Below are 22,629 nucleotides of genomic sequence, written 5' to 3'. Positions count from 1 at the left end.
TCTGACCAGTGAAGGGTGACCGTCATGGCTACTCAGCAGACCCGTTCGCTTGCCCGTTTCATGATGGCGCCATCCGTGGTGCTGCTGTTCGTCTGGATGATCGTGCCGCTGGTCATCACCATCTGGTTCTCCTTCCAGCAGTACAATCCGCTCAATCCGATCCGCGACGGCTTCGTCGGCTTCTCGAACTACGCGCTGTTCTATTCGAACCCGGCCTTCCTGCAATCGATCCTCAACACGCTCACTTTGGTGGTCAGCGTGCTTTTGATCACGGTGATCGGCGGCATCCTGCTGGCGCTGCTGATCGACCAGCCGATGTGGGGCCAGGGGATCGTGCGCATCCTCGTCATCTCGCCGTTCTTCGTCATGCCGCCGGTGGCCGCACTGGTCTGGAAGAACATGATCATGCACCCGCAATATGGGGTGTTCGCCGATATCGCGCGCTTCTTCGGGGCCCAGCCGATCGACTGGTTCGGGCAGCATCCGATGATGGCGATCATCATCATCGTCGCCTGGCAATGGCTGCCCTTCGCGACCCTCATCCTCTTGACCGCGCTGCAATCGCTCGACGGTGAGCAGAAGGAAGCCGCCGAGATGGACGGCGCCGGCTTCATCAGCCGCTTCATCTATCTGACGCTGCCGCATATGTCGCGCGCCATCACCGTCGTCATCCTGATCCAGACGATCTTCCTCCTCTCCGTCTATGCCGAGATCCTCGTCACCACCAATGGCGGCCCGGGATACGCCTCCACCAACCTGCCCTTCCTCGTCTACCAGAAGGCGTTGCTGGAGTTCAAAATCGGCCAGGCGTCCGCCGGCGGTGTGATCGCCGTCATTCTCGCCAACATCGTTGCCTTCTTCGCCATGCGCGCCGTCGGCAAGAACCTGGACAAGTAAGGGGGAGACAATGTCGCTTGCGCTGAACCACCCCCACTCCGTCCCGCTGCGCGGGACACCTCTCCCCCTGCCCGGGGGAGAGGAAACGCCTGCATCGAAGCCGCGCCCTTCCTCTACCCCGTCGATCGGGGGAGAGGTGGTTTGCGCAGCAAACCGGAGTGGGGGTCGACCCTGCCACCAACATCGCCGATACGGGAGAACCTGATCATGGCACGTTCAGTCACAACGCAGCACAAGACGATCGCGACAATTGCCGCCTGGATCGTCGCCCTGCTGATCTTCTTCCCGATCCTCTATACGATCATCACCTCGTTCAAATCGGAGCAGGAAGCCATCCAGGGATTCAGCATCATCCCGTCGGGGACGTTCGAGAGTTATTCCGAGGTTCAGGCGCAGAACGGCTACTTCAAGTTCTTCTTCAACTCGGTGCTGCTCTCGGTCGGCTCGACCATCCTGGCCCTGCTGGTCGCCATACCGGCCGCATGGTCGATGGCCTTCTCGCCAACCAAGCGAACCAAGGACATCCTGATGTGGATGCTGTCCACCAAGATGATGCCCGCGGTTGCCGTGCTGTTCCCGATCTACCTGATCTTCCGCGACACGGGACTGCTCGACAGTCGTATCGGCCTGATGGTCATGCTGATGCTGATCAACCTGCCGATCGTGGTGTGGATGCTCTACACCTATTTCCGCGAAATACCGGGCGAGATCCTGGAAGCGGCACGCATGGACGGTGCATCGCTGTGGAACGAGATCATTTATGTCCTCACGCCGATGGCGGTGCCGGGCATCGCCTCGACCATGCTGCTCAACATCATCCTGGCCTGGAACGAGGCGTTCTGGACGATCCGGCTGACGACCACGGAAGCAGCACCCTTGACCGCCTTCATCAGCTCGTTCTCGAGCCCGCAAGGCCTGTTCTGGGCCAAGCTTTCGGCGGCCTCGACACTGGCCATCGCGCCGATCCTGATCATGGGCTGGTTCAGCCAGAAGCAGCTGGTGCGCGGCCTGACATTTGGTGCCGTGAAGTAAGACCGCCGCAAGCAACAGACGCCGGACAATAACCCCTCGGGGAGGAAACCATGGGAAACATCACACTCAAGAACGTCTCCAAATCCTTCGGATCGACGTCCATCATCCCCGGCCTCGACCTGGTGATCGAGAATGGCGAGTTCGTCGTCTTCGTCGGCCCGTCGGGTTGCGGCAAGTCAACATTGCTGCGGCTGATCGCCGGCCTGGAAGACACCAGCGGCGGCTCAATCAACATCGACGGCCGCGACGTCACCGGCGAGGCACCGGCCAAGCGCAAGCTCGCCATGGTGTTCCAGTCCTACGCGCTCTATCCGCACATGACGGTGGCCAAGAATATCGGCTTCCCGCTGAAGATGGCCGGCGAGGACAAGGCGACCATCGACAAGAAGGTGGGAGATGCCGCGCGCGTGCTCAACCTCACCAACTACCTCGAACGCCGGCCTGGCCAGCTTTCCGGCGGCCAGCGCCAGCGCGTCGCCATCGGCCGTGCCATCGTGCGTCAGCCGACCGCCTTCCTGTTCGACGAACCACTGTCCAACCTCGACGCAGCACTTCGCGGCACGATGCGGCTGGAGATCAGCGAACTGCATCATCAGCTCAAGACGACGATGATCTATGTCACCCACGATCAGGTCGAAGCCATGACCATGGCCGACAAGATCGTCGTGCTGAACGCCGGCAACATCGAGCAGGTCGGCTCGCCGATGGAACTCTACAAGACGCCGAAGAACCTGTTCGTCGCCGGATTCATCGGCTCGCCGAAGATGAATCTGATCGAAGGCGCGCCGGCGGCCAAATACAGCGCCAAGACCATCGGCATCCGCCCCGAGCATCTGGAAATCTCGACCACGGCGGGCGACTGGAAAGCCACCGTCGGCGTTGCCGAACATCTCGGTTCCGACACGTTCCTGCACGTTCAAGCTGATGGCGTCGGTCCGCTGACGGTGCGTGCCGACGGTGAACTGGCCGTGCATCACGGCGACACCATCTATCTGACGCCCGACAAGGCCAAGCTGCATCGCTTCGGCGCCGACGGAAAGGCAATATAAGCATGCGACTGGCTGGTAAATCCGCGCTGATCACGGGTTCGGCCCGTGGCATCGGCAGGGCCTTCGCCGAAGCCTATGCCGGCGAAGGCGCCACCGTGGCCATTGCCGACATCAATCTCGAGGCTGCGCAGAAGACGGCCGCCGAGATCGGCGGCAAGGCCTATGCGGTCAAGCTAGACGTGACCGACCTCGCCTCCATCGAGGCGGCGGTAAAAGCCGTCGAGGCGAAGACCGGTGGCCTCGATATCCTGATCAACAACGCCGCTTTGTTCGATCTGGCCCCGATCGTCGAGATCACCAAGGCAAGCTACGACAAACTGTTTTCGGTCAACGTCGCCGGCACGCTGTTCATGCTGCAGGCTGCCGCCCGCTCGATGATCGCACGAGGCAAGGGCGGCAGGATCATCAATATGGCGAGCCAGGCCGGGCGGCGCGGCGAGGCGCTGGTCGGCGTCTATTGCGCCACCAAGGCCGCCGTCATCTCGCTGACCCAGTCGGCGGGGCTCGACCTGATCAAGCACCGCATCAACATCAATGCGATTGCCCCTGGCGTCGTCGACGGCGAGCACTGGGATCACGTCGATGCGCTGTTCGCCAAGTATGAAAACCGGCCGAAGGGCGAGAAGAAGAAACTGGTCGGCGAGGCGGTGCCGTATGGCCGCATGGGCACGGCGCACGACCTCACCGGCATGGCGGTCTTTCTCGCCAGCGCCGACGCCGAATACATCGTCGCCCAGACTTACAATGTCGATGGCGGCCAGTGGATGAGTTGAGGGCGGGGGACGGCCTCTGCTCCTCGTACCTCCACGGGGAGCAGAGGCCGACATCAGCGGGCGCATCGACCTTGGAAGACGTGCCGCCCCTTATCCTCTCCACGTGAAAAACGGGGGAGGGAGTAACGAAGGCCGAAGCCCGGCCATAGGGTAAACAGATGACCGTAAAACTCTCGTCCTCAAATCTCTCCAAGCTGCCCACTGAGGTCGCCGGTCCGAAGTATGACCGCTCAACGCTCAAGGCCGGCATCGTGCATTTCGGCGTCGGCAATTTCCACCGCTCGCACCAGGCCGTCTATCTCGACGATTTGTTCAATGCGGGCATCGGTCATGACTGGGCGCTGGTCGGCGCCGGCGTGTTCGAGGGCGAGAAGATCGGCCGCGCCAAGCTGGAAGAGCAGGATTGGCTGACCACGGTGGTCGAGCAGGACTCTGGCCATATGAGTGCCCGCGTGACCGGCGCCATGATCGACTTCCTGATGCCGGGCGATGCGGCCGGCATCATCGAACGGCTTGCCGACCCGGCCATCAAGATCGTTTCGCTGACCATCACTGAAGGTGGCTATTTCATCGACCCGGCCTCCGGTGTCTTCAACCCGACCCATCCCGACATCGTCGCGGACGCGCAAGCCGGTGCTACACCGAAGACGGTGTTCGGTATCATCCTTGCCGGGCTAGTACGCCGCCGCGACGAGGGCACGGTGCCGTTCACGGTGATGTCCTGCGACAACATTCCTCACAATGGCCACGTCACCTCGGACGGCGTCATTGGTCTGGCCCGTCTGATCGACGAGGATCTGGCGAACTGGGTCAGCGAGCATGTTGCCTTTCCGAACGGCATGGTCGATCGCATCACGCCGGCCACATCAGACCGCGAACGCGGCATCCTCGCCAAGGATTTCGGGCTGGGGGACAATTGGCCGGTGTTTTGCGAGCCGTTCCGGCAATGGGTGCTGGAGGACCATTTCACCGATGGCCGTCCGCCGCTGGAAAAGGTCGGGGTGCAGTTCGTCAAGGACGTCGCGCCATACGAATTGATGAAAATCCGCATCCTCAATGGCGGTCATGCCACCATCGCCTATCCGGCCGGCCTGATGGACATTCATTTCGTCCATGAGGCGATGCAGGAGCCACTGGTGAGCGGTTTTCTGGCCAAGCTCGAACGGGACGAAATCATTCCGACAGTGCCGCCGGTGCCGGACACGGTCCTGGAAGACTATTACCAGCTCATCGAGAGCCGCTTTTCCAATCCCAAGATCGGCGACACGGTGCGCCGGCTCTGCCTCGACGGCTCCAACCGCCAGCCGAAATTCATCATCCCGACCATCGCTGATCGCCTGAAAGCCGGGAAAAGCGTCGCCGGCCTGGCGCTGGAATCGGCGCTGTGGTGCCGCTACTGCTTCGGCACGACGGACAGCGGTGCCGTCATCGAGCCCAACGACCCGAGCTGGGACCGGATGCAGACGACGGCAAAGGCGGCAAAGGACGCGCCGGCCGCCTGGCTTGCCATGGAGGACATCTATGGCGATGTCGGCCGCGCGACGGCATTTATCGAGGCCTTCGCCCATGCGCTCAACGTGCTGTGGGCGAACGGCACGCGCGCGACGCTGACGCGCTATCTCGCCGGCAAGCTCTGAGAGCCATTCGCCGCCATGACGCCTGAACTGGTCATCTTCGACTGCGATGGCGTGCTGGTCGACAGCGAGGCGCTCTCCGTCTCGGCGCTGCTCGGCATGATCAGGCTGGCCGGCGGCAGCGTTAGTGAGGATGCCGCCTACGAGCATTTCCTCGGCAAGAGCATGAAGAGCGTGCGCGAGATTCTCGGCCGCGACTTCGGACTTGATGTCACCGACAGCCACCTCACCGAGATGCGCGTCGAATTGATGCGCAAGTTCCGCGAGGAACTGAAGCCGATCGCCGGCGTCAAGGAGATGCTGCCCAAGCTTGGGCTGCCGTTCTGTGTCGCGTCCTCGGGTACGCTCGACCGCATCCGCTATGCACTGGACGTCACCGGATTGCTTGGGCTGATGGAGCCGCATCTGTTCAGCGCCGCCATGGTGCCGAGCGGCAAGCCCGCGCCCGACCTGTTCCTGCATGCCGCCGCCAGCATGCGGGCCCGTCCGCGCAAATGCCTCGTCGTCGAGGACAGCCCGGCCGGCATCACCGCTGCGCGGGCGGCGGGCATGCGCGTGTTTGCCTTCACCGGCGGCTCACATGCCGGTAACCCGACATTGAAAGCGCGGCTTGCGTCGAGTGAACCGGACTTTATATTCGCTGACATGCTGCAATTGCCCGATCTGATTGCAGGCCTGGGAGCGAGAGTTAGAGCATCTTGACGAAACAGTTCGTTTGCGCGGTCGATGTCGGCACCGGGAGCGCTCGCGCGGGCATTCTCGACACCAGTGGCACCTTGCTCGGCCGCGCCGAACGGCCGATCGTCATGAACCAGCCGAAGCCCGATCACGCCGAGCATGATTCGCGCGATATCTGGTCGGCGGTCTGCGCCGCAGTGCGCACTGCCCGCGAAAAGGCCGGCGTCGCCGCAGAGGATGTCGTCGGCATTTCCTTCGACGCCACCTGTTCGCTGGTGGTGCGGGATCGGCAGGGCGGCCAGCTCAGCGTCTCGACCACCGGCGACAGGCGCTGGGACACCATCGTCTGGCTCGACCACCGCGCCATTGCCGAGGCCGACGAATGCACGGCAAGCGGCCATGCCGTGCTCGACTATGTCGGCGGCGTCATGTCACCGGAAATGGAGACGCCGAAGCTGATGTGGCTGAAGCGGAACCTGCCAAAGACCTGGAATGAAGCCGGCTATCTATTCGATCTCACCGACTTTCTGACCTGGCAAGCGACAGGCTCGGTCGCCCGTTCACAATGCACGCTGACCGCCAAATGGACCTATCTGGCGCATGAGGAGATGGGTTGGCGCCGCGATTTTTTCGAGCTCGTCGGCCTCGACGATCTTTTCGAGCACGGCAATCTGCCCGAGAGGGCCAGCCCGGTCGGCAGCGATATTGGTCCGCTGGCGGCGCAAGCGGCGGCAGAGCTTGGCCTGAGCGAAAAGTGCCGGGTCGGCGCCGGCGTCATCGATGCCTATGCCGGCGCGCTTGGCGTGCTCGGCGGCTTTGCCGGCGACGAACAGGATATCGGCCGGCATCTGGCGCTGATTGCCGGCACGTCGAGCTGCGTCATGGCGATGTCGCCCGATCCGCAGCCTTTTGCCGGTGTCTGGGGTCCCTATTACGGCGCGGCATTGCCGAAGCTGTGGCTGTCGGAAGGCGGCCAGTCGGCAACCGGCGCCCTGCTCGATCACATCATTCGCTGGCACGGAGCCGGCGGCGAGCCGGATGCCGCCATGCATGCAAAAATCGCCAGGCGCGTCGCCGAGCTGCGCGTCACCGAGGGTGAAAACCTTGCCGCCAGGCTGCATGTGCTGCCCGATTTCCACGGCAACCGGTCGCCGCTCGCCGATCCGCATGCCGTCGGCGTCGTCAGCGGGCTGACGCTGGACTCCTCCTTCGACAGCCTGTGCAAGCTCTATTGGCGCACCGCCGTCGGCATCGCGCTCGGCGTGCGCCATGTGCTGGAGGCGCTGAACGAGAACGGCTATCTCATCGACACGCTGCATGTCACCGGCGGCCACACCAAGAACCCGCTGCTGATGGAGCTCTACGCCGACGCCACCGGCTGCACGGTGATCGAACCGCTGGCCGACGAAGCGGTGCTGCTTGGCACCGGCATGGTCGCGGCAACCGCGGCCGGGCTGTTTCCCGACCTCACTGCGGCCTGTCTCGCCATGCAGCAAGGCGGCAGGACGCGTGCGTCGAACCCTAGATCATCAGGGCGTTTCGACCATGATTACAAGGTTTTCCTCGAGATGCACCGGCAACGGCAGATGCTGGACGCGATCCGGTAAAGCAAGTCGGACTACTGTCTCAGCAAGGACACCCCAGACTTCGAATCGAACAAGTGAAGGCTCGTTTCGTCGACCGTATAGCGGACATGGCTGTTGACGGCAGGGCATTCGCGGGTCGGCACCAGCGCGCTGATCTCCTTGCCGCCGGAACCGAAGATCACCAGCGCGTCGTTGCCATGAAACTCGATGAGATCGGCTGTGCCTTCGAGAAGGTTGCCGGCATCAGCACCAGCGGTCTTCAGATCCGGAGGCCTGATACCAAGCACCGCACGCTCTACGCCTTGCAGATTGAAGCGCGAGCCTTCGATCGAAAAGACTGCACCGGCGCTCGTCAGAATCCAGCGGTTGTCTTTGCGCCCCACGGCCACGTCGATGAAATTCATGTTCGGGGTTCCAATGAACCCGGCGACGAACAGATTGGCCGGCCGCTCGTAGATTTCGGCTGGTGAGCCGATCTGCTCGATCCGGCCTTCCCGCAGCAGCACGATGCGGTCGGCGAGCGTCATCGCCTCCAGCTGGTCGTGGGTGACATAGACGGTGGTGGTCTTCAACGACTGATGCAGCCGGGCGATCTCGATACGCATGTGGTTGCGCAGCTTGGCATCCAGATTTGAGAGCGGCTCGTCGAACAGGAACACCTTCGGCGTCTTGATCATGGCGCGGGCAATGGCGACGCGCTGCTGCTGGCCGCCTGACAACTCGGCCGGCTTGCGGCCGAGATAGGGATCCAGCCCCAACGTCTTCGAGACCGCCTCGACGCGCTGCTGGATTTCCGCCTTCGCCACCTTCTGCCGCTTCAGGCCGAAGGCGATGTTGTCGAAGATCGTCATGTGCGGATAAAGCGCGTAGTTCTGGAACACCATGGCAATGCCACGGTCGCCCGGATCGAGGTCGTTGACCACCTTGCCGCCGATCGAGACCTCGCCGCCGCTGATCTCCTCCAGCCCCGCCAGCATGCGCAGCAAGGTCGACTTGCCACAACCGGAAGGGCCGAGGAAGACGACGAATTCGTGTTCCTCGATGGCGAGGTTCAGGTCGCGGATGACGGTCGTGGCGCCATAGGACTTCTCGACATGGGAGCAGGTGATCGCGGACATGGTTCGGTCAGCCCTTCTCGCTCGAAATCAGGATCTGCAGCTTGACGTCTTCCGGCTTGCCGGCGGCCGCCCGCTCGAACGCCTGGATGCTGTCGTTGAAGGGATAGGTGCCGGTGATCAGCGGATTGAGGTCGACCTTGCCGGAGGCGATTAGTTGCAAGGCGCGGTCGAAGATGTTGGCGTAACGGAACACCGTCTCGATCCGCACTTCCTTCGATATGGCCGCCGGCACATTGAGCGTCACCGGCTCGACCGGCAACCCGACCAGGACCACCGCGCCGCCGGGGCGCACGACATCGAACAAATTGGCGAATGCCTTCGGGCTGCCGCTGGCCTCGAACACGATGTCCGCCCCCCAATTGTCGGTCGCCTCTGCCACCGCATCGACCAGTGACTGCCCGCCGACATTGACCGGGACGACACCCGGATAGCGCGCCGCAATTTCGAGCTTCGGGGCGGAGAAATCGGAGATGAGTACTTTCGAGCAGCCGCCAGCAAGCGCTGCAAGCGCGATCATGATGCCGATCGGGCCACAGCCGACGATGACCGCCACGTCGCCCGGAACGATGCGCGCACGGGCAGCCGCTTGCATGCCGATGGCAAAGGGCTCGACCATCGCGCCTTCGGCGAAGGAGACGTTGTCCGGCAGCTTGTAGGTGAATGCGGCCGGATGGACGGCCTCAGGCGCAAGAATGCCGTGAACCGGGGGCGTCGCCCAGAAGCTTACGTCGGGGTCGACATTGTAGATGCCGAGTTTTGTTGCCCGCGATGACAGGTTCGGCACGCCCGGCTCCATGCAGACGCGATCCCCGACCTTCAGCGTCCTGACATTGGCGCCAATTTCGACGATCGTTCCGGACGCTTCGTGGCCGAGCACCATCGGCGCGCGCACGACGTAACTGCCGATAGCGCCATGGGTGTAATAGTGCACGTCGCTGCCGCAGACACCGACCGTGTGGATGGCGATCCTGACGTCGTTAGGCCCGACGTCGAGCGGTAACGCAATCTCGCGCAGGGCCAGCTCGCCCTTCTTCTCAAGCACCAAAGCCCGCATGTCTCGTCCTCACTTCAAGTCTTTTTTTGCCGGAAAACGGAATTCAGGAAGCCGCTGAGCACGCCGAGAAACAGCAACGGCGGCAGCGACAGAAGCACGACCGAGGCGTTGAGGATCCCCCACGGCACGTTCATGCCTTGCTGGGACAGTTCCGAGGCGACGATCGGCAAGGTCTTGGCGTTGGAGCTGGACAGCATCAGCGCGATCAGGAACTCGTTCCAGACCAGAACGAAGCTGAAGGCGATCGCGCCGATCAGCGAGCGCGCCGCGACCGGCAGAGCGATCCGCCAGAACACCGAATAAGCGCCGTAGCCATCGACGAAGGCGGCTTCCTCGACCTCCTTCGGCACAGCCTGGAAGGCGGGGATGGCCAGCCACATGATCACCGAAATGGTGAGCAGCGAATAGGTGACGATCAACGCGGTGAGGGTGTCGTAGAGCCCGAGCTGCAGCCAGATCACCATCAGCGGGATGGCCACCGCCACCGGCGGCAGGAAGCGCAGCGACAGCACGAAGAACTGGATGTCGCCAGCCCAGCGGTTGGGGTAGCGCGCCACCGCATAAGCGGCAGGCAGGCCAAGCACGACGCCGATCAGCACCGCGACGCCACAGGCGATCACCGAGTTGTAGAGGCCGGTCATGACGCTGTCGCGGCCGATGATGTAGCTGATGTTGGCCAGCGTCGGCGTGAACACGACGCGCGGAACGCGGGTGATGATGTCGACATTGTTCTTCAGCGAATTGAGCGCCGTCCACAGCAGCGGAAACACAGCCATGAAGCCGGCAAATGCCAGCACGGTCTTGCCGATCAGGCGGCCCAGTCTCATGCGATATGGTCTCATGCCTGCACCCGCTTCCACAGCATGGTGAAGGTAATGACGGTGGCGATCATCATCAGCACCGCCATCGCCGAGGCATAGGACACCTTGCCGGATTCGATGAAGCCTTGCGAGAACGCGTACATGTCGAGCGTTTCGGTCGCCACACCCGGCCCGCCACGGGTCATCACATAGATCAAGTCGAAGGAGCGCAACGACTCGATCATCTTGACGAACATCAGGCTGATCAGTGGCGCCTTCAGCATCGGCAAGGTGACATAGGCGTGGATCTGCCAGCGCCTGGCGCGGTCGAGCCGTGCCGCCTCGATCGGCTGCGGCGGCAGAGTTTCCAAGAGCTTCAGCACGATGACGGCGAAGAACAGCCCCCACTGCCAGACATCGACCGATGCGACGGCAAACAGCGCCGTCGCCGGCTTGGACAGCGGGTCGAAGATCAGCCCGCCAGTCAGCAGCCGATAGGGGTAGGTGGCGATGCCATAGAGCGGGTGATAGGCGAACTTCCAGACGAAGGCGGCCGAGACACGCGGCAGCAGGACCGGGATGATGAACAGCAGGCAATAGATGTTGCGCAGGCGCGGCGACGCGACCTCGAACATCAGCACGCCCAGTCCGATCGCCACGGCCATGGTTGCGACAACGGTGACGATCTCCCACTTTACCGACACCCAGACGGCGTTGAGAAAGCGGCGGTCGAAGAACAAGTCATAGAAGTTCGAGAACCAGACATAGGAATAGGCTGTCGAGGAGAGCTCGCGGTTCTGCAGGGCGATGACGATTGCGTAGAGCGTCGGCACCATCGACAGGACCAGAAGAATGACGAGCGTCGGCACCACAAAAGTGACCGGCAAGGATGAGCGTCGCGGCATCTGTCTATTCCTGGCTGTGTCTCGAGCGATTGAATATGGCTGGGCCGTTTCGCGCGATGTCTGGCTCAGTGAAGAAAGGGCGACCTGCGGCGCACAGGTCCCGACATTCGCAGGAATGCCGCGGACCGTGCGCCGCAGGGGGAGGATGGCTTATTTCTTCACCAGATCGTTGGCGTAGGCTTCGAGCTCGCTGAGGCCGCCCTTGATGTCGGTACGGGTGCCGGTGACCAGTTCCTCGAGGATGATGCCCCAGCGATCGCCGAGATCAGGCCAGCGCGGATCTTGCCAGAAGTTGACCGCCGTGACCTTGCCTGTCTCGGCCAGCGCCTGACCGAGATCGGCGCCGTAGATGTCGGCAAATTCCTTGCTGGACAGGATGCTGGTGCGGTTCAGCTCACCGAACTGGTGGGCGTCGAGTCGGCGCTTCTCGTTTTCTTTCGACGTTGCCCAGGCGATGAACAGGCCGGCGCATTTCTTCGAGGCATCGTCGGCATTGGCCTTTGCCGCGATGGCGAGGCCATGGCCATAGCCACCACCGGTGAGCGGCGCCGGCGGCGGCAGGAAGCCGATCTTGCCGACCACCTGCGAGGTCTTCGGATCGACCGCCATGCCCGACAGCGGCGTCGATTCGACGAGGATGGCGACCTGGCCCGACAGGAACGCGCCGGTTGATTCATCCCAGCTTCCGGTCTGCGTGCCGGGCGCCGAATCCTTGAACAGTTTTAGGTAGGTTTCGGTCGCCTTGACGGCGGCATCCGAGTTGAAGGCCGGCTTGTCGCCGTCGAACCACTGGCCGCCATAGGCCTTGAAGAACGGCATCCAGCGCCAGACATTGGCGCCCGAACCGCGTGCGCCGCGCAGCGCGATGCCATATATGCCCTTGTCCGGATTGGTCAGCTTCGGCACGTCGGCGATCAGTTCGTCCAGCGTCTTCGGCGGCTGGATTCCGGCCGCCTCCAGAATATCCTGGCGGTAGACCATCAGGTCGCCGCCGCCGGTCAGCGGCGCGAACCAGACCTTGCCGTCATAGGTGGCGACCTTCTGGCGGCCCGGATCGAAATCGGCGTAGTCGTAGTCCGCCGGATAGTAGTCGGTGAGCGGCACGATCCATTTCGACGAGGCAAATAGGGCGACGTTGGCTTCGTCGACATAGTAGACGTTGTAATTGCCGACGGTGGACGCATCGGCGCGCGATTTCGCCCGGCGGTCGTTCTCGTTGAGATAGTCGATCTGGAAGCTGGCGCCGGCAAGCTTCTGGAACTCGTCCTTGGAGTCCTCCAGAAGCGTCAGGCCGTCACGTGGCTGCGCCAGCACCTTGACTGGCGCCGAGCAGACCGGCGCCTGCGCCAAAGCGATGGTGGAAACGGTAGCGGAAAGCATAAAAGCTGCGCCAAGGCTGGCAGCAAGCCGAACTGGTTTCATGATCTTTTCTCCTCCAGGAACACGTCGCAGGAAGCGGAAGTCCTCGGGTTACGCGATCCTCACCATCGCCCGAGTGACATGCCACCCATCGCCAAAATGCGGAGTTACGGAAGACTGCGCTAGAAGCACCGTTGCAGCAGACCTGTACTTTTATGCATTGTGCGGTGCAAAAACCGGCGCCATGTGGAAGCGCCCGTCACATGAGTATCGGTCAGGTCTGAAGTGGTGGTTTTAGGACATGCTTATGCGCGCATTGTCAGCCGCTGCCGCGACAGCCGGCGATAGGATGATGGCGTCATCTTGTGCTTGCGCATGAAGGCCCGGTTGAAGTTCGAGATGTTCATGTAGCCGACCTGAAAACAGATGTCGGTGATCGCAATATCGGTGTCCGCCAAGAGCTTGCAGGCCTGCCAGAGCCTGAGCTTGGCAATGTGGTCGCTGAAGCTGTTGCCGGTGTTCTTCTGGAAGAACCGCGAAAACGTGCTCTCCGTCATTCCGGCCAGTTCCGCCACCTCCGGCAGCTTCAGATCTTCGGCGAAATGCTGGAACAGATAGGTCAGCGTGCGCTGGATGATGTCCAGCGAGGCGGCATCGAGAACCGGCGAGAAATCCGGCGATGACAACAATTCGTATTCGTCGGTTCTGGCGAGAAGGTCGACGAGGCGCAGGAAGAGGCAGAACCTGCTTAGCCCGCTAACCTCACCCATCCGTTCCATCAGCTCGGCGCCTTTCAGTGCGGTCTGGCCGTGAAAGACCATGCCGCGCAGCGAGCGTTCGAGGAACGATTCCAGTTCGCGCAATTCCGGCAACAGGCCTGCCGACCCCCGCAGCCGCTGCGCATCGAATTGCAGGACGATGTCGCGGCCTTCGATCAGCTCTCCCGGCTGCACCGCGGTCACCCAATCGTGCGGCAGCCCGCCACCGACGATGGTCAGGTAGCCCGGCCCGAATTCGCCGATATGATCGCCGACCAGAACCACGCCGGAGGATTTTCGCAACAGGTGGATCTCGTATTCCGGATGGAAGTTCCAGACGTTGCGCTCCCAGGGATAGTCGTCGAGCCGCCACAGGAAGCTTTCGCTCGCCTCGGTGACGATGTGCTCGAAGGACGGCGCTGTCCGCGGGATCGCAACCGGGTTCTTCCTGCGCCTGAACTGCATCCTGCCTCCTGGAAAATTCGGAATCTGTCGCCACACCCTCCATGCAATTGGTAGCAGCCGATTGCCGGCGTGTGAAATGCACCTCGGCGACAACCAGTGGCGGTCCGGCGTTCCGGCTGGCTCAATCTGTTCCCACCCCTCCTCTCTTGCCTTCATGTCGCGTTTCGTCCAAAAGCTGGCGCAAACGCCGCGAAACCGAAGGTTTTGCCGTTTGAAATGCGGCTTCCGGCTCTTTGCCGACGTGCCGCAACTGGAAAGAGCAGGAAAATGTCTGCGATCGAAGCCGGCGCTCGCGCGCCGGAAAATCTTTGGCGTCAGGAAATCAGGGCGACGCTGGCGCTCGCCTGGCCGATGGTGCTGACCAATCTCGGCCAGACCGCGATGACGGCCACCGACGTCATGATGATGGGTCGCCTCGGGCCGGATACGCTGGCCAGCGGCGCGCTTGGCGCCAACCTCTATTTCATGCCGCTGATCTTCGGGCTCGGCCTGATGCTGGCGACGTCGCCGATGATCGCGACCGAGCTTGGCCGCCGCCGCTATTCGGTGCGCGACCTGCGCCGCACCGTGCGCCAGGGCTTGTGGCTGGCGATCCTGATCTCGATCCCGATCTGGCTCGTGCTGTGGCACGGCGAAGCCATCCTGCTGGCCATGGGCCAGGACCCGGTGCTCGCCCACCAAGCCGGCATCTATCTGCGCTGGCTCGAATGGGCGGTGCTGCCCTTTTACGGCTACATCGTGCTGCGCTCATTCATCTCGGCATTGGAACGGCCGGGCTGGGCGCTGGTCATCGTCTTCGTCGCCGTCGCCTGCAACGCCTTCTTCAACTGGGTGTTCATGTTCGGCAACCTTGGCATCCCGTCGATGGGCATTGCCGGCTCGGGCCTTGCCACCTCGCTGTCCTCAACGCTGATGTTCGTCGGCATGGCCGTCGTGGTGATGTTGGAGAAAAAGTTCCGGCGCTACCGTCTCTTCGGCCGTTTCTGGCGCGCCGACTGGCCGCGCTTCAAGGGCCTGTTGCGGCTCGGCCTGCCGATTGCCGGCATCCTCGCCTTCGAGGTGACGATCTTCAATGCGGCGGCGCTGCTGATGGGCCTGATCGATGCGGATTCGCTGGCCGCGCACGCGATCGCCATCCAGATCGCCTCGATCAGCTTCATGGTGCCGCTCGGCCTCAACCAGGCGGTGACGGTGCGCGTCGGGCTTGCGCACGGCGCCGGCAATCCGGAGGGCGTTTCCCGCGCCGGCTGGACCGCCTTTGTCATCGGCGTCTCGTTCATGGCCCTGATGGGGCTGGTGATGATCCTGTGGCCGCATCCGCTGATCAGCGCCTTCATCGATCTGGGCAATCCGGCCAATGCCAGGGTGATCGCACTTGCCGTGTCGTTCCTGGCCCTCGCGGCGCTGTTCCAGGTCTTTGACGGCGCGCAAGCGGTTGCCGCCGGCATGCTGCGCGGCCTGCACGATACCAAGGTGCCGATGATCTACGCCGCGATCGGCTATTGGGGTGTCGGCCTGCCGCTCGGCGTGCTGCTCGCCTTCCATTTCGGCCTGCATGGTGTCGGCATCTGGATCGGCCTGTCGTCGGGGCTGGCCGTGGTGGCGGCGCTGCTGCTGGCGCGCTGGCTGCGCCGGGATCGCCTGGCGCCGCCATTGGTGTTCGGGCATTGAACCAAACGGCCGCCGGTGCCCGGCGGCCGTCATATTCCAATCTTGTGGCTCATTACACGGCGCCTTCAGATCGGCGCACGAGACGTCCGTCTGGTGCCAGGAGCTTCAGCCGTGATTCATCCCGTTGACTACGCCGCCTGAACGATCTCGACCAGTTCAACATCGAACACCAGGTCCTTTCCGGCCAACGGATGATTGCCGTCGAGCTTGACGCTGGCCTCGTTCACACCGACGACTGTTACCGGCATGGGGCGCCCGTCGCGGGTTCTAACCTGCAATTGAGTGCCGACATCAACGTTGATGTTGTCTGGCACCTTGGCGCGGTCGATGGTCACGACCGCTTCAGGGCGGTGGGGGCCATAGGCGGCGTCTGCAGGAACGGTGACGGTGCTTTTCGCGCCCACCTCCATGCCCTCGACCTGGGTTTCAAGGCCAGGGATCAGTTGTCCTTCACCCAGAGTGAATTGCAGCGGTTCGCTGCCGGAAGCATCGAATTGAGTGCCGTCGACTAGGCGTCCAGTATAGTTGATGCGCACGGTGTCGCCATTCTTGGCCTGTGTCATAACAGTCATCCTTTCGGATTTTTTTGAGGGGGCCGGCCAGAGCTCACGGTCCCGTTCTTGATCATCCACGCACGAACGTGCACGGTGCGAAACTCTAAAACTAGGCACTCGGCTGCAGATGTAAAGCGTAGAGCTGCCGACTGGCTTCCTCATGTGTCGCCTTCGTTCGCATGCTGCCTGTGCGATGATGCCCGCCGCCGATCTTCAGAGCCGACCAAGCCAGCACCGAAATAACTCAGTGTAGTCGCCGTCGATGCCGGTCAACACAACACGTTCGCGGCTCAGCGCGCCGGCGCCCGCTTTTCGAGTTTGCGGGCGTATTGCGTCAGCGGAAAGCACATGACGAAGAAAATCAGCGCGACCAGTCCGTAGACCTTGAACGGTTCGAATGTGGCGTTGTTGATGGCGTTGGAGGTTCGCACCAGCTCCTCGAAGCCGATGATCGAGGTGAGCGCGGTCGACTTGATCAGCTGTACCAGGAAGCCGACGGTCGGCGCGCGGGTGATCGAAAAGGCCTGCGGCAGGATGATCAGCCGCAGTTCCTGCAGGTAGTGCAGGCCGAGGCTGGCGCCGGCATCCCATTGGCCCAATGGCAGCGCGGCGACGCCGGAACGCCAGATTTCGGCGAGATAGGCGCTGGCGAAGAAGGTCAGGCCGAGCACCGCCGCAGTCCACGGCTCGATGCGCAGGCCGAGCATCGGCAGGCCGAAGAACATCAGGAAGAGCTGCATCAAGAGCGGCGTTCCCTGGAACAGAGCGATGTAGCCGGAGGCTATGTGCCGGCTCCATTTGTTTTTGGCGATCCTGAAGAACAACACGATCATGCCGACGATGCCGCCGCCGATGAAGGCGGCCAGCGACAGGAGCACCGTCCAGCGGGCGGCGAGCAGTAGGTTGCGCACGATGTCCCAGAAGGTGAATTCGATCATGACACGCCGGCCCCCAGGATGCGGCGTCCGCCTGACACCAGCAGCCGGCGCAATGCCATCGACATCAAGAGATAAACCAAGGTCACGACCAGATAGGTCTCGAAGGAGCGGAATGTGCGCGCCTGCAGCATGTCGGCCTCGTAGGTCAGCTCGCGCACCGCGATCTGCGACACGACGGCGGACTCCAGCATCATGATGACGATCTGGCTGGTCAGCGCCGGAAAGATCACCTTGAGCGCCTGCGGCAGCACGATCTTGATGAACACCTGGCGTGGCCTCAAGCCCAGCGCCAGGGCTGCTTCCGTCTGCCCGCCAGGCACGGCGTCAAGGCCGGCGCCGACGATCTCGATCGTGTAGGCCGCCATGTTGAGCGTCATCGCCAGGATGGCGGCCAGCACCGGATCGAGCCTGATGCCGAGGCTGGGCAGGCCGAAGAAGATGAAGAACAGTTGCACCAGGAACGGCGTGTTGCGGATGATTTCGACATACCAGGCGATGGCCCGCTTGAGCAGCACCGGGCCGTTTCGCCGTCCGGCGGCACCCAGGATGCTGAGGAACGTTCCGGCAAGCGTGGTCATGGCGATCAAAAGGATCGTCGTGGCCGCGCCGCGCGCGATGTCGCCCAGAGCACCCGGGAGCCAGGCGAAGGCCACGGAAACTCAATCCTTGAGATTGTCGGGATTGAGCGGCGTCTTCAGCCAGGCTTTCGAGCTTTCGTCGAGCTTGCCGTCCGCCAGCATCTTGGCAACGGCATCGTTGACCGCCTTCTTCAGGCCGTCTTCGTTCTTGTTGAGACCGATATGCGAAGGCGAGGTCAGAAGCTGGAACTTCTGCTCCGGCTTCAGCGCGTCCTGCTTGGCCAGCACCTGCGCGCCGACGTCGTTGCCGACGACCATCAGCTGGGTCTGGCCGGAGATAAAGGCCTGGATCACGGAATTGTAGTTGTCGAAACGCTTGATGTCGGCCGACGCGGGGGCTGCCTCGGTGAGCGAGGTGTCTTCCAGCGTGCCGCGGTTGACGGCGATCGACTTGTCGGCAAGGTCTTCCTTGCCTTTGACCGAAAGTGCTGCCGGACCGATCACGGCGATGTAGTAGGGCGCGTAGGCGACAGCAAAGTCGATGACCTGCTCGCGTTCCTTCGAATAGCCGACGCTCATCAAGAGGTCGACGCGATGGTCGTTCAAGTAAGGAATGCGGTTCTGGCCGGTGACGGCGACGGGATTGAGCTTCACCTTGAGCGTGTCGGCAATGTATTGCGCGACATCCATGTCATAGCCCTTGAGGCTCATATCGGCGCTGGCCGAGGAGAAGGGCGGGAAATCGGCGAAGACGCCGACATTGATGGCGCCGGCCTTGGTGATATCCGCCAGCGCATCGGCGCTGGCGGCCTGGGTGGCGAATGAGAGACCAGCGGTGCTGAGCACCAGCATGGCGGCGATGGATGCAAATGTCTTTCGGATCGTCATTTTTATTCCCCTCTGGAAGCTTTGTTTGTTTGGGTCGGCCACCGGCTCCAGCGCGGTAGCCGCCTTTGCTTTTCTAAACGTCAGGCGCCCTTGCCTGTGATTGCCGGGCTGAACACCATCAGGCTCAGGATCTCGAACAGCACCTGTGCGGCGGCATGGGCGGTGTTGGTGGTGGCGTCGTATTGCGGTGCCACCTCGACGACGTCGCCGCCGACGATGTTAAGGCCTTTCAGGCCGCGCAGCAGTTCGAGCACTTCGCGCGTCGTCAGCCCGCCGACTTCTGGCGTGCCGGTGCCGGGCGCGAAGGCTGGATCGACGCTGTCGATGTCGAAGGAGACATAGGTCGGACCGTCGCCGACGATCTTGCGCGCCTTCTCGATGATGGCGGGAATGACGAGACCGGTCACTTCCTCCGCATGGACCACGGTCATGCCGGACTCGTAGGTGAACTCCCACAGATATTCGGCCGAGCCGCGGATGCCGATCTGGATGGTGCGCGTCGGATCGAGCACGCCGTCCAGCACCGCGTTGCGGAACGGCCCGCCATGGTGGAATTTGGTCATGTCGAACAGGCCACTGGTGTCGCAATGAGCGTCGATGTGGATCAGCCCGACCGGGGCTTTCTTGCCGACGGCCTTCAGGATCGGATGGCTGATCGAATGGTCGCCGCCGATCGAAAGCGGGATGACGCCGGCATCGACGATCTGATTGGTGCGGCGCTCGATATCCTCATGGCTGATCTCCAGCCGGTAGCGGCTGCGGAACGGCGTATCGCCGATGTCGGCGACCCGAAGTTCATGCGTCGGCGCGCATTCCAGCACATGGTTGTAGGGGCCGATGCGCTCGATGGCGCGCAGCGCCCTTGGCCCGAAGCGGGAGCCTGGCCGGTTGGTGACGCCGAGATCCATCGGCACGCCGATCATCGCCACCTGCAAATCGCCGAAATCCGGATTGTCGGCTGATATTTCGCGGTAGGGCGCGGCGAGGAAGGTCGGGATGCCGGAATAGGGCGCCAGCCGTGTACCGCTCTTGGAAAAGATCTTGTCGGCGACCTTGCGGAACTTCGGGTCGAACATCTCGCCGCCATGGCTTTCACCATATTTGCGACGCAACGCGTCGAGTTTGCCGCGATCGTAACCCATATCCGCTCTCCTGCCGGCTGATGCAGTGCGACCGTTGGTGATGCCTGGCGAAGCCGACCGTCATCCGGCCGGGTCGCTGTCCCGCTGGCTGCCTGCAGATTTCACGTCTTGAAGCTGTTCCGGACTCAAGTGTCCGGCAGCCGCATTGAAAAATCAATTGATATTGTTAAGGTGTTTTCTGTGAGAAAATCTCACAATGAACTCTGAGCACGATCTCATCCGAAAACCGGCCTCCACTTTTCGGGATCGTGCTTCAATGGATGCTCATGCCCAAACGCCTGCCGCCCCTCAATCCGCTGCGCGCCTTCGAAGCAACGGCCCGGCATGGCTCGCTGACCAAGGCGGCCAGTGAGCTGAATGTCACGCATGGCGCCATCAGCCACCAGATCAAGGCGCTCGAGCAGTCGCTCGGCGTCAAGCTGTTCGAGCGGGTCGGCCAGCGGGTCAAACTGACACCGCATGGCGCCGAACTTTTGCCGGCGGTCTCGACCGCCTTCGACAGCATCGCCGCCGCCACCCAGCGCATGACAAGGCCGGCGAGCAGCGGCACACTTTCAGTCTCCTGCGTGCCCGCGCTGCTGTTGCTGTGGATGACACCGCGGCTCGGCAGTTTCATGGCGCAATATCCCGACATAAGGCTGACGCTTATTCCCTCGAACGACCCCAGGGATTTGCGGGCGCCGAACATCGATGTCTGCGTGCATTATGGCGACGGCAGCTGGACCGATTGCTGGATGCGAAAATGGTCGGGCCTCGAACTGTTCCCCGTGGTCAGCCCGACATTGATCAACAACCGCCCGATCCGCAGCGTCAGGGATCTCGCCGACCATGTCTTCCTGCATGGCGACGACGGCCGCGAATGGCACACTTGGCTGGCGGCCGCGGATGCGCTGGACCTGGAGCGGGGCCGCCGCCACCATCTCGGCGATGCGCGCATGGCGACCGAGGCGGCGGTGCATGGCCACGGCGTGGCGTTGGGCGATTCGGTGACGGCAAGTGCGCTGCTGGCCAGGGGCATGCTGGTCGCGCCGTTCAGCCTGTCGGTGCCGGCGGTCGACGATTTCTATGTTGTCTGCCGCAACGAGATGAGAGCGACGCCGATCGTGCAGGTGTTCATCGACTGGCTGTTTGCCGAGAAGGCCGGAGATGACGGCCGCGCCGATGCACCGGTGGCGGGGCGCATCGTCAGCCGCCGCAAGCGTCCCGCGCTCAGGGTCATCGGCGCCAAAACCGGGACCTGACGCCGGCTTGCGGCGCGCGGCGAGCCGTCGGTGGTCTCTCAGTCCATGCAAGGTTTTCTTTTTGTCGGGCCAGCCGGAAACCGGGCAGCGTTTTGGCCAATTCGATGCTATGAGGCCTGTCGCGGTTGTGGATTGCAGACAGCAAAGGCGGTGTTGAAACATGGCTAAGACCGATATTGCGCGGCGGGTCTATAACCACACCTGGAAGCTCGATCCGATCGTGCGCAGCCTGCTCGACACGGATTTCTACAAGCTTTTGATGCTGCAGATGATCTGGGGCATGTATCCCAAAGTCGACACAACTTTCTCGCTGATCAACCGCACCACCTCTGTGCGGCTGGCTGACGAGATCGATGAAGGCGAACTGCGCGAACAGCTCGACCATGCCCGCACGCTGCGCTTCTCCAAGAAGGAGATGATCTGGCTCGGCGGTAACAATTTCTACGGCCGCAAGCAGATCTTCGAACCGGAATTCCTCGCCTGGCTGGAAGGCTTCCGGTTGCCCGAATATGAGCTGTCCAAGCGCGACGGGCAGTACGAACTGACCTTCAGCGGACCGTGGATGTACACCACGCTGTGGGAGATCCCGGCGCTGGCTATTATCAATGAGCTCCGATCTCGCGCCGCCATGCGGGCGTTCGGCCCCTTCGCCCTCGATGTGCTCTATGCCCGCGCCAAGGCCAAGATGTGGGCCAAGACCGAGCGGCTGAAGGCATTGCCCGGCATCCGCATCTCAGACTTCGGCACGCGCCGGCGGCATTCCTTCCTGTGGCAGCGCTGGTGCGTCGAAGCGCTGAAGGAAGGCATTGGCGAGGCGTTCACCGGAACCTCCAACGTGCTTCTGGCGATGGACAACGACCTCGAAGCGCTCGGCACCAACGCACATGAGCTGCCGATGGTGTTCGCCGCCCTCGCCAATTCGGAGAAAGAGCTGAAACAGTCGCCCTACAAGGTGCTGCAGGACTGGCAGCGTTACTATGGCGGCAATCTGCTGATCGTGCTGCCCGATGCCTTCGGCACCGCCTCCTTCCTGCGCGATGCGCCGGACTGGGTGGCCGACTGGACCGGCTTCCGCCCCGACAGCGCGCCGCCGATCGAGGGCGGCGAAAAAATTCTGTCGTGGTGGCGCGACAAGGGCAAGGATCCGCGGCAGAAGCTGCTGATCTTCTCCGACGGGCTCGAGGTCGAAACGATCGAAGAGACCTACCGCCACTTCAAGGGCAAGGTGCGCATGTCCTTCGGCTGGGGCACCAATTTGACCAATGATTTCGAGGGCTGCGCGCCGACGGAAACCAACAGCCTCGATGCCATATCGCTGGTCTGCAAGGTCACCGAGGCCAATGGCAGGGCGGCGGTGAAGCTGTCGGACAACCCGGCCAAGGCGACGGGCGACGAGAACGAGATCGAGCGGTATATCAGGATTTTTGGCGAGAAGGACCGCGTGGAGCAACTGGTCAAGGTGTGAGGGGTGGTGGGGCTCTTCGATAGCGTGAGTTCCTTAGCGCCCCC

At 62.6% G+C, this 22,629-nt stretch carries 21 protein-coding genes; 10 read left to right on the top strand and 11 right to left on the bottom strand.

Features of this window, described 5'->3' with window-relative positions; translation table 11 throughout:
- Nucleotides 1-24 precede the first annotated feature (24 nt).
- The 7 genes from NKI73_RS28250 (at nucleotide 25) to NKI73_RS28220 (ending at nucleotide 7,670) form a co-directional block, all read left to right on the top strand.
- Nucleotides 25-897, top strand: coding sequence for a carbohydrate ABC transporter permease (locus tag NKI73_RS28250; RefSeq protein ID WP_352634606.1), 873 nt, complete (start codon nucleotides 25-27; stop codon nucleotides 895-897).
- A gap of 207 nt (nucleotides 898-1,104) precedes the next feature.
- Nucleotides 1,105-1,929 (top strand): carbohydrate ABC transporter permease, encoded by an 825-nt coding sequence (locus NKI73_RS28245; RefSeq protein ID WP_352634604.1) that lies wholly within the window; start codon nucleotides 1,105-1,107, stop codon nucleotides 1,927-1,929.
- 50 nt (nucleotides 1,930-1,979) lie between these two features.
- A complete protein-coding gene (locus tag NKI73_RS28240; protein ID WP_352634602.1) occupies nucleotides 1,980-2,978 on the top strand; it encodes an ABC transporter ATP-binding protein in 999 nt (332 codons plus the stop codon).
- Nucleotides 2,979-2,980: 2 nt separating this feature from the next.
- The gene (locus tag NKI73_RS28235) at nucleotides 2,981-3,751 is read left to right on the top strand and encodes an L-iditol 2-dehydrogenase (protein WP_352634600.1); all 771 of its coding nucleotides are present in this window, start codon (nucleotides 2,981-2,983) and stop codon (nucleotides 3,749-3,751) included.
- A 158-nt stretch (nucleotides 3,752-3,909) separates the two neighbouring features.
- Nucleotides 3,910-5,388: a mannitol dehydrogenase family protein gene (locus NKI73_RS28230; protein ID WP_352634598.1), complete on the top strand. Its 1,479-nt coding sequence runs from the start codon at nucleotides 3,910-3,912 to the stop codon at nucleotides 5,386-5,388.
- 15 nt (nucleotides 5,389-5,403) lie between these two features.
- On the top strand, nucleotides 5,404-6,087 hold the full coding sequence (locus NKI73_RS28225) for an HAD family hydrolase (RefSeq protein ID WP_352634596.1): 684 nt from the start codon (nucleotides 5,404-5,406) through the stop codon (nucleotides 6,085-6,087).
- Nucleotides 6,084-7,670 carry an FGGY-family carbohydrate kinase gene (locus NKI73_RS28220; RefSeq protein WP_352634595.1) on the top strand — a complete coding sequence of 529 codons (1,587 nt, stop codon included), beginning with the start codon at nucleotides 6,084-6,086 and terminating at the stop codon, nucleotides 7,668-7,670. Before NKI73_RS28225 ends, NKI73_RS28220 begins: the two co-directional genes overlap by 4 nt.
- A gap of 11 nt (nucleotides 7,671-7,681) precedes the next feature.
- On the opposite strand, the gene NKI73_RS28215 is transcribed toward NKI73_RS28220, so the two are convergent.
- From NKI73_RS28215 to NKI73_RS28190, 6 genes are all read right to left on the bottom strand, one after another.
- On the bottom strand, nucleotides 7,682-8,767 hold the full coding sequence (locus tag NKI73_RS28215; RefSeq protein WP_352634593.1) for an ABC transporter ATP-binding protein: 1,086 nt from the start codon (nucleotides 8,765-8,767) through the stop codon (nucleotides 7,682-7,684).
- Between the two features lie 7 nt (nucleotides 8,768-8,774).
- Nucleotides 8,775-9,821 carry an NAD(P)-dependent alcohol dehydrogenase gene (locus tag NKI73_RS28210; protein ID WP_352634592.1) on the bottom strand — a complete coding sequence of 349 codons (1,047 nt, stop codon included), beginning with the start codon at nucleotides 9,819-9,821 and terminating at the stop codon, nucleotides 8,775-8,777.
- A 14-nt stretch (nucleotides 9,822-9,835) separates the two neighbouring features.
- Nucleotides 9,836-10,648, bottom strand: coding sequence for a carbohydrate ABC transporter permease (locus tag NKI73_RS28205; RefSeq protein WP_352634591.1), 813 nt, complete (start codon nucleotides 10,646-10,648; stop codon nucleotides 9,836-9,838).
- Between the two features lie 11 nt (nucleotides 10,649-10,659).
- Nucleotides 10,660-11,526: a carbohydrate ABC transporter permease gene (locus NKI73_RS28200; RefSeq protein WP_352634589.1), complete on the bottom strand. Its 867-nt coding sequence runs from the start codon at nucleotides 11,524-11,526 to the stop codon at nucleotides 10,660-10,662.
- Between the two features lie 150 nt (nucleotides 11,527-11,676).
- A complete protein-coding gene (locus NKI73_RS28195; RefSeq protein ID WP_352634587.1) occupies nucleotides 11,677-12,948 on the bottom strand; it encodes an ABC transporter substrate-binding protein in 1,272 nt (423 codons plus the stop codon).
- Nucleotides 12,949-13,190: 242 nt separating this feature from the next.
- A complete protein-coding gene (locus tag NKI73_RS28190) occupies nucleotides 13,191-14,108 on the bottom strand; it encodes an AraC family transcriptional regulator (protein WP_352634586.1) in 918 nt (305 codons plus the stop codon).
- A 267-nt stretch (nucleotides 14,109-14,375) separates the two neighbouring features.
- Here NKI73_RS28190 and NKI73_RS28185 point away from each other — a divergent pair, with 267 nt between their 5' ends.
- Nucleotides 14,376-15,779, top strand: a complete 1,404-nt coding sequence (locus tag NKI73_RS28185) for an MATE family efflux transporter (RefSeq protein WP_352634584.1) — start codon at nucleotides 14,376-14,378, stop codon at nucleotides 15,777-15,779.
- A gap of 128 nt (nucleotides 15,780-15,907) precedes the next feature.
- Here NKI73_RS28185 and NKI73_RS28180 read toward each other — a convergent pair whose 3' ends face one another.
- From NKI73_RS28180 to speB, 5 genes are all read right to left on the bottom strand, one after another.
- Nucleotides 15,908-16,342, bottom strand: coding sequence for an FKBP-type peptidyl-prolyl cis-trans isomerase (locus tag NKI73_RS28180; RefSeq protein WP_352634582.1), 435 nt, complete (start codon nucleotides 16,340-16,342; stop codon nucleotides 15,908-15,910).
- Between the two features lie 281 nt (nucleotides 16,343-16,623).
- The gene (locus tag NKI73_RS28175; RefSeq protein WP_352634580.1) at nucleotides 16,624-17,271 is read right to left on the bottom strand and encodes an amino acid ABC transporter permease; all 648 of its coding nucleotides are present in this window, start codon (nucleotides 17,269-17,271) and stop codon (nucleotides 16,624-16,626) included.
- Entirely contained in the window at nucleotides 17,268-17,924 is a 657-nt protein-coding gene (locus NKI73_RS28170) for an amino acid ABC transporter permease (protein WP_352634578.1), read from the bottom strand. Before NKI73_RS28170 ends, NKI73_RS28175 begins: the two co-directional genes overlap by 4 nt.
- A gap of 6 nt (nucleotides 17,925-17,930) precedes the next feature.
- Nucleotides 17,931-18,737, bottom strand: coding sequence for a transporter substrate-binding domain-containing protein (locus NKI73_RS28165; protein ID WP_352634577.1), 807 nt, complete (start codon nucleotides 18,735-18,737; stop codon nucleotides 17,931-17,933).
- 80 nt (nucleotides 18,738-18,817) lie between these two features.
- Nucleotides 18,818-19,879: an agmatinase gene (gene speB / locus NKI73_RS28160; protein ID WP_352634575.1), complete on the bottom strand. Its 1,062-nt coding sequence runs from the start codon at nucleotides 19,877-19,879 to the stop codon at nucleotides 18,818-18,820.
- Between the two features lie 266 nt (nucleotides 19,880-20,145).
- Between speB and gcvA the strand changes: the two genes are divergently transcribed.
- Both gcvA and pncB read left to right on the top strand, forming a co-directional pair.
- A complete protein-coding gene (gene gcvA, locus NKI73_RS28155; RefSeq protein ID WP_352634573.1) occupies nucleotides 20,146-21,120 on the top strand; it encodes a transcriptional regulator GcvA in 975 nt (324 codons plus the stop codon).
- A 160-nt stretch (nucleotides 21,121-21,280) separates the two neighbouring features.
- On the top strand, nucleotides 21,281-22,585 hold the full coding sequence (pncB, locus tag NKI73_RS28150; protein ID WP_352634571.1) for a nicotinate phosphoribosyltransferase: 1,305 nt from the start codon (nucleotides 21,281-21,283) through the stop codon (nucleotides 22,583-22,585).
- Nucleotides 22,586-22,629: the final 44 nt, after the last annotated feature.

This window comes from Mesorhizobium sp. M0496 (assembly GCF_040321205.1).
Classification (GTDB): domain Bacteria; phylum Pseudomonadota; class Alphaproteobacteria; order Rhizobiales; family Rhizobiaceae; genus Mesorhizobium.
The sequence above is the reverse complement of the archived record's forward strand: the minus strand, read 5'-3'. Positions and strand labels throughout refer to the sequence as shown.

Coding starts and splice junctions, on each gene's coding strand:
- NKI73_RS28180 (WP_352634582.1), bottom strand. CDS start 16,342: ATGACACAGGCCAAGAATGGCGACACCGTGCGCATCAACTATACTGGA.
- NKI73_RS28205 (WP_352634591.1), bottom strand. CDS start 10,648: ATGAGACTGGGCCGCCTGATCGGCAAGACCGTGCTGGCATTTGCCGGC.
- NKI73_RS28245 (WP_352634604.1), top strand. CDS start 1,105: ATGGCACGTTCAGTCACAACGCAGCACAAGACGATCGCGACAATTGCC.
- NKI73_RS28165 (WP_352634577.1), bottom strand. CDS start 18,737: ATGACGATCCGAAAGACATTTGCATCCATCGCCGCCATGCTGGTGCTC.
- pncB (WP_352634571.1), top strand. CDS start 21,281: ATGGCTAAGACCGATATTGCGCGGCGGGTCTATAACCACACCTGGAAG.
- NKI73_RS28210 (WP_352634592.1), bottom strand. CDS start 9,821: ATGCGGGCTTTGGTGCTTGAGAAGAAGGGCGAGCTGGCCCTGCGCGAG.
- gcvA (WP_352634573.1), top strand. CDS start 20,146: ATGCCCAAACGCCTGCCGCCCCTCAATCCGCTGCGCGCCTTCGAAGCA.
- NKI73_RS28230 (WP_352634598.1), top strand. CDS start 3,910: ATGACCGTAAAACTCTCGTCCTCAAATCTCTCCAAGCTGCCCACTGAG.
- NKI73_RS28190 (WP_352634586.1), bottom strand. CDS start 14,108: ATGCAGTTCAGGCGCAGGAAGAACCCGGTTGCGATCCCGCGGACAGCG.
- NKI73_RS28250 (WP_352634606.1), top strand. CDS start 25: ATGGCTACTCAGCAGACCCGTTCGCTTGCCCGTTTCATGATGGCGCCA.
- NKI73_RS28225 (WP_352634596.1), top strand. CDS start 5,404: ATGACGCCTGAACTGGTCATCTTCGACTGCGATGGCGTGCTGGTCGAC.
- NKI73_RS28195 (WP_352634587.1), bottom strand. CDS start 12,948: ATGAAACCAGTTCGGCTTGCTGCCAGCCTTGGCGCAGCTTTTATGCTT.
- NKI73_RS28175 (WP_352634580.1), bottom strand. CDS start 17,271: ATGATCGAATTCACCTTCTGGGACATCGTGCGCAACCTACTGCTCGCC.
- speB (WP_352634575.1), bottom strand. CDS start 19,879: ATGGGTTACGATCGCGGCAAACTCGACGCGTTGCGTCGCAAATATGGT.
- NKI73_RS28235 (WP_352634600.1), top strand. CDS start 2,981: ATGCGACTGGCTGGTAAATCCGCGCTGATCACGGGTTCGGCCCGTGGC.
- NKI73_RS28240 (WP_352634602.1), top strand. CDS start 1,980: ATGGGAAACATCACACTCAAGAACGTCTCCAAATCCTTCGGATCGACG.
- NKI73_RS28200 (WP_352634589.1), bottom strand. CDS start 11,526: ATGCCGCGACGCTCATCCTTGCCGGTCACTTTTGTGGTGCCGACGCTC.
- NKI73_RS28185 (WP_352634584.1), top strand. CDS start 14,376: ATGTCTGCGATCGAAGCCGGCGCTCGCGCGCCGGAAAATCTTTGGCGT.
- NKI73_RS28215 (WP_352634593.1), bottom strand. CDS start 8,767: ATGTCCGCGATCACCTGCTCCCATGTCGAGAAGTCCTATGGCGCCACG.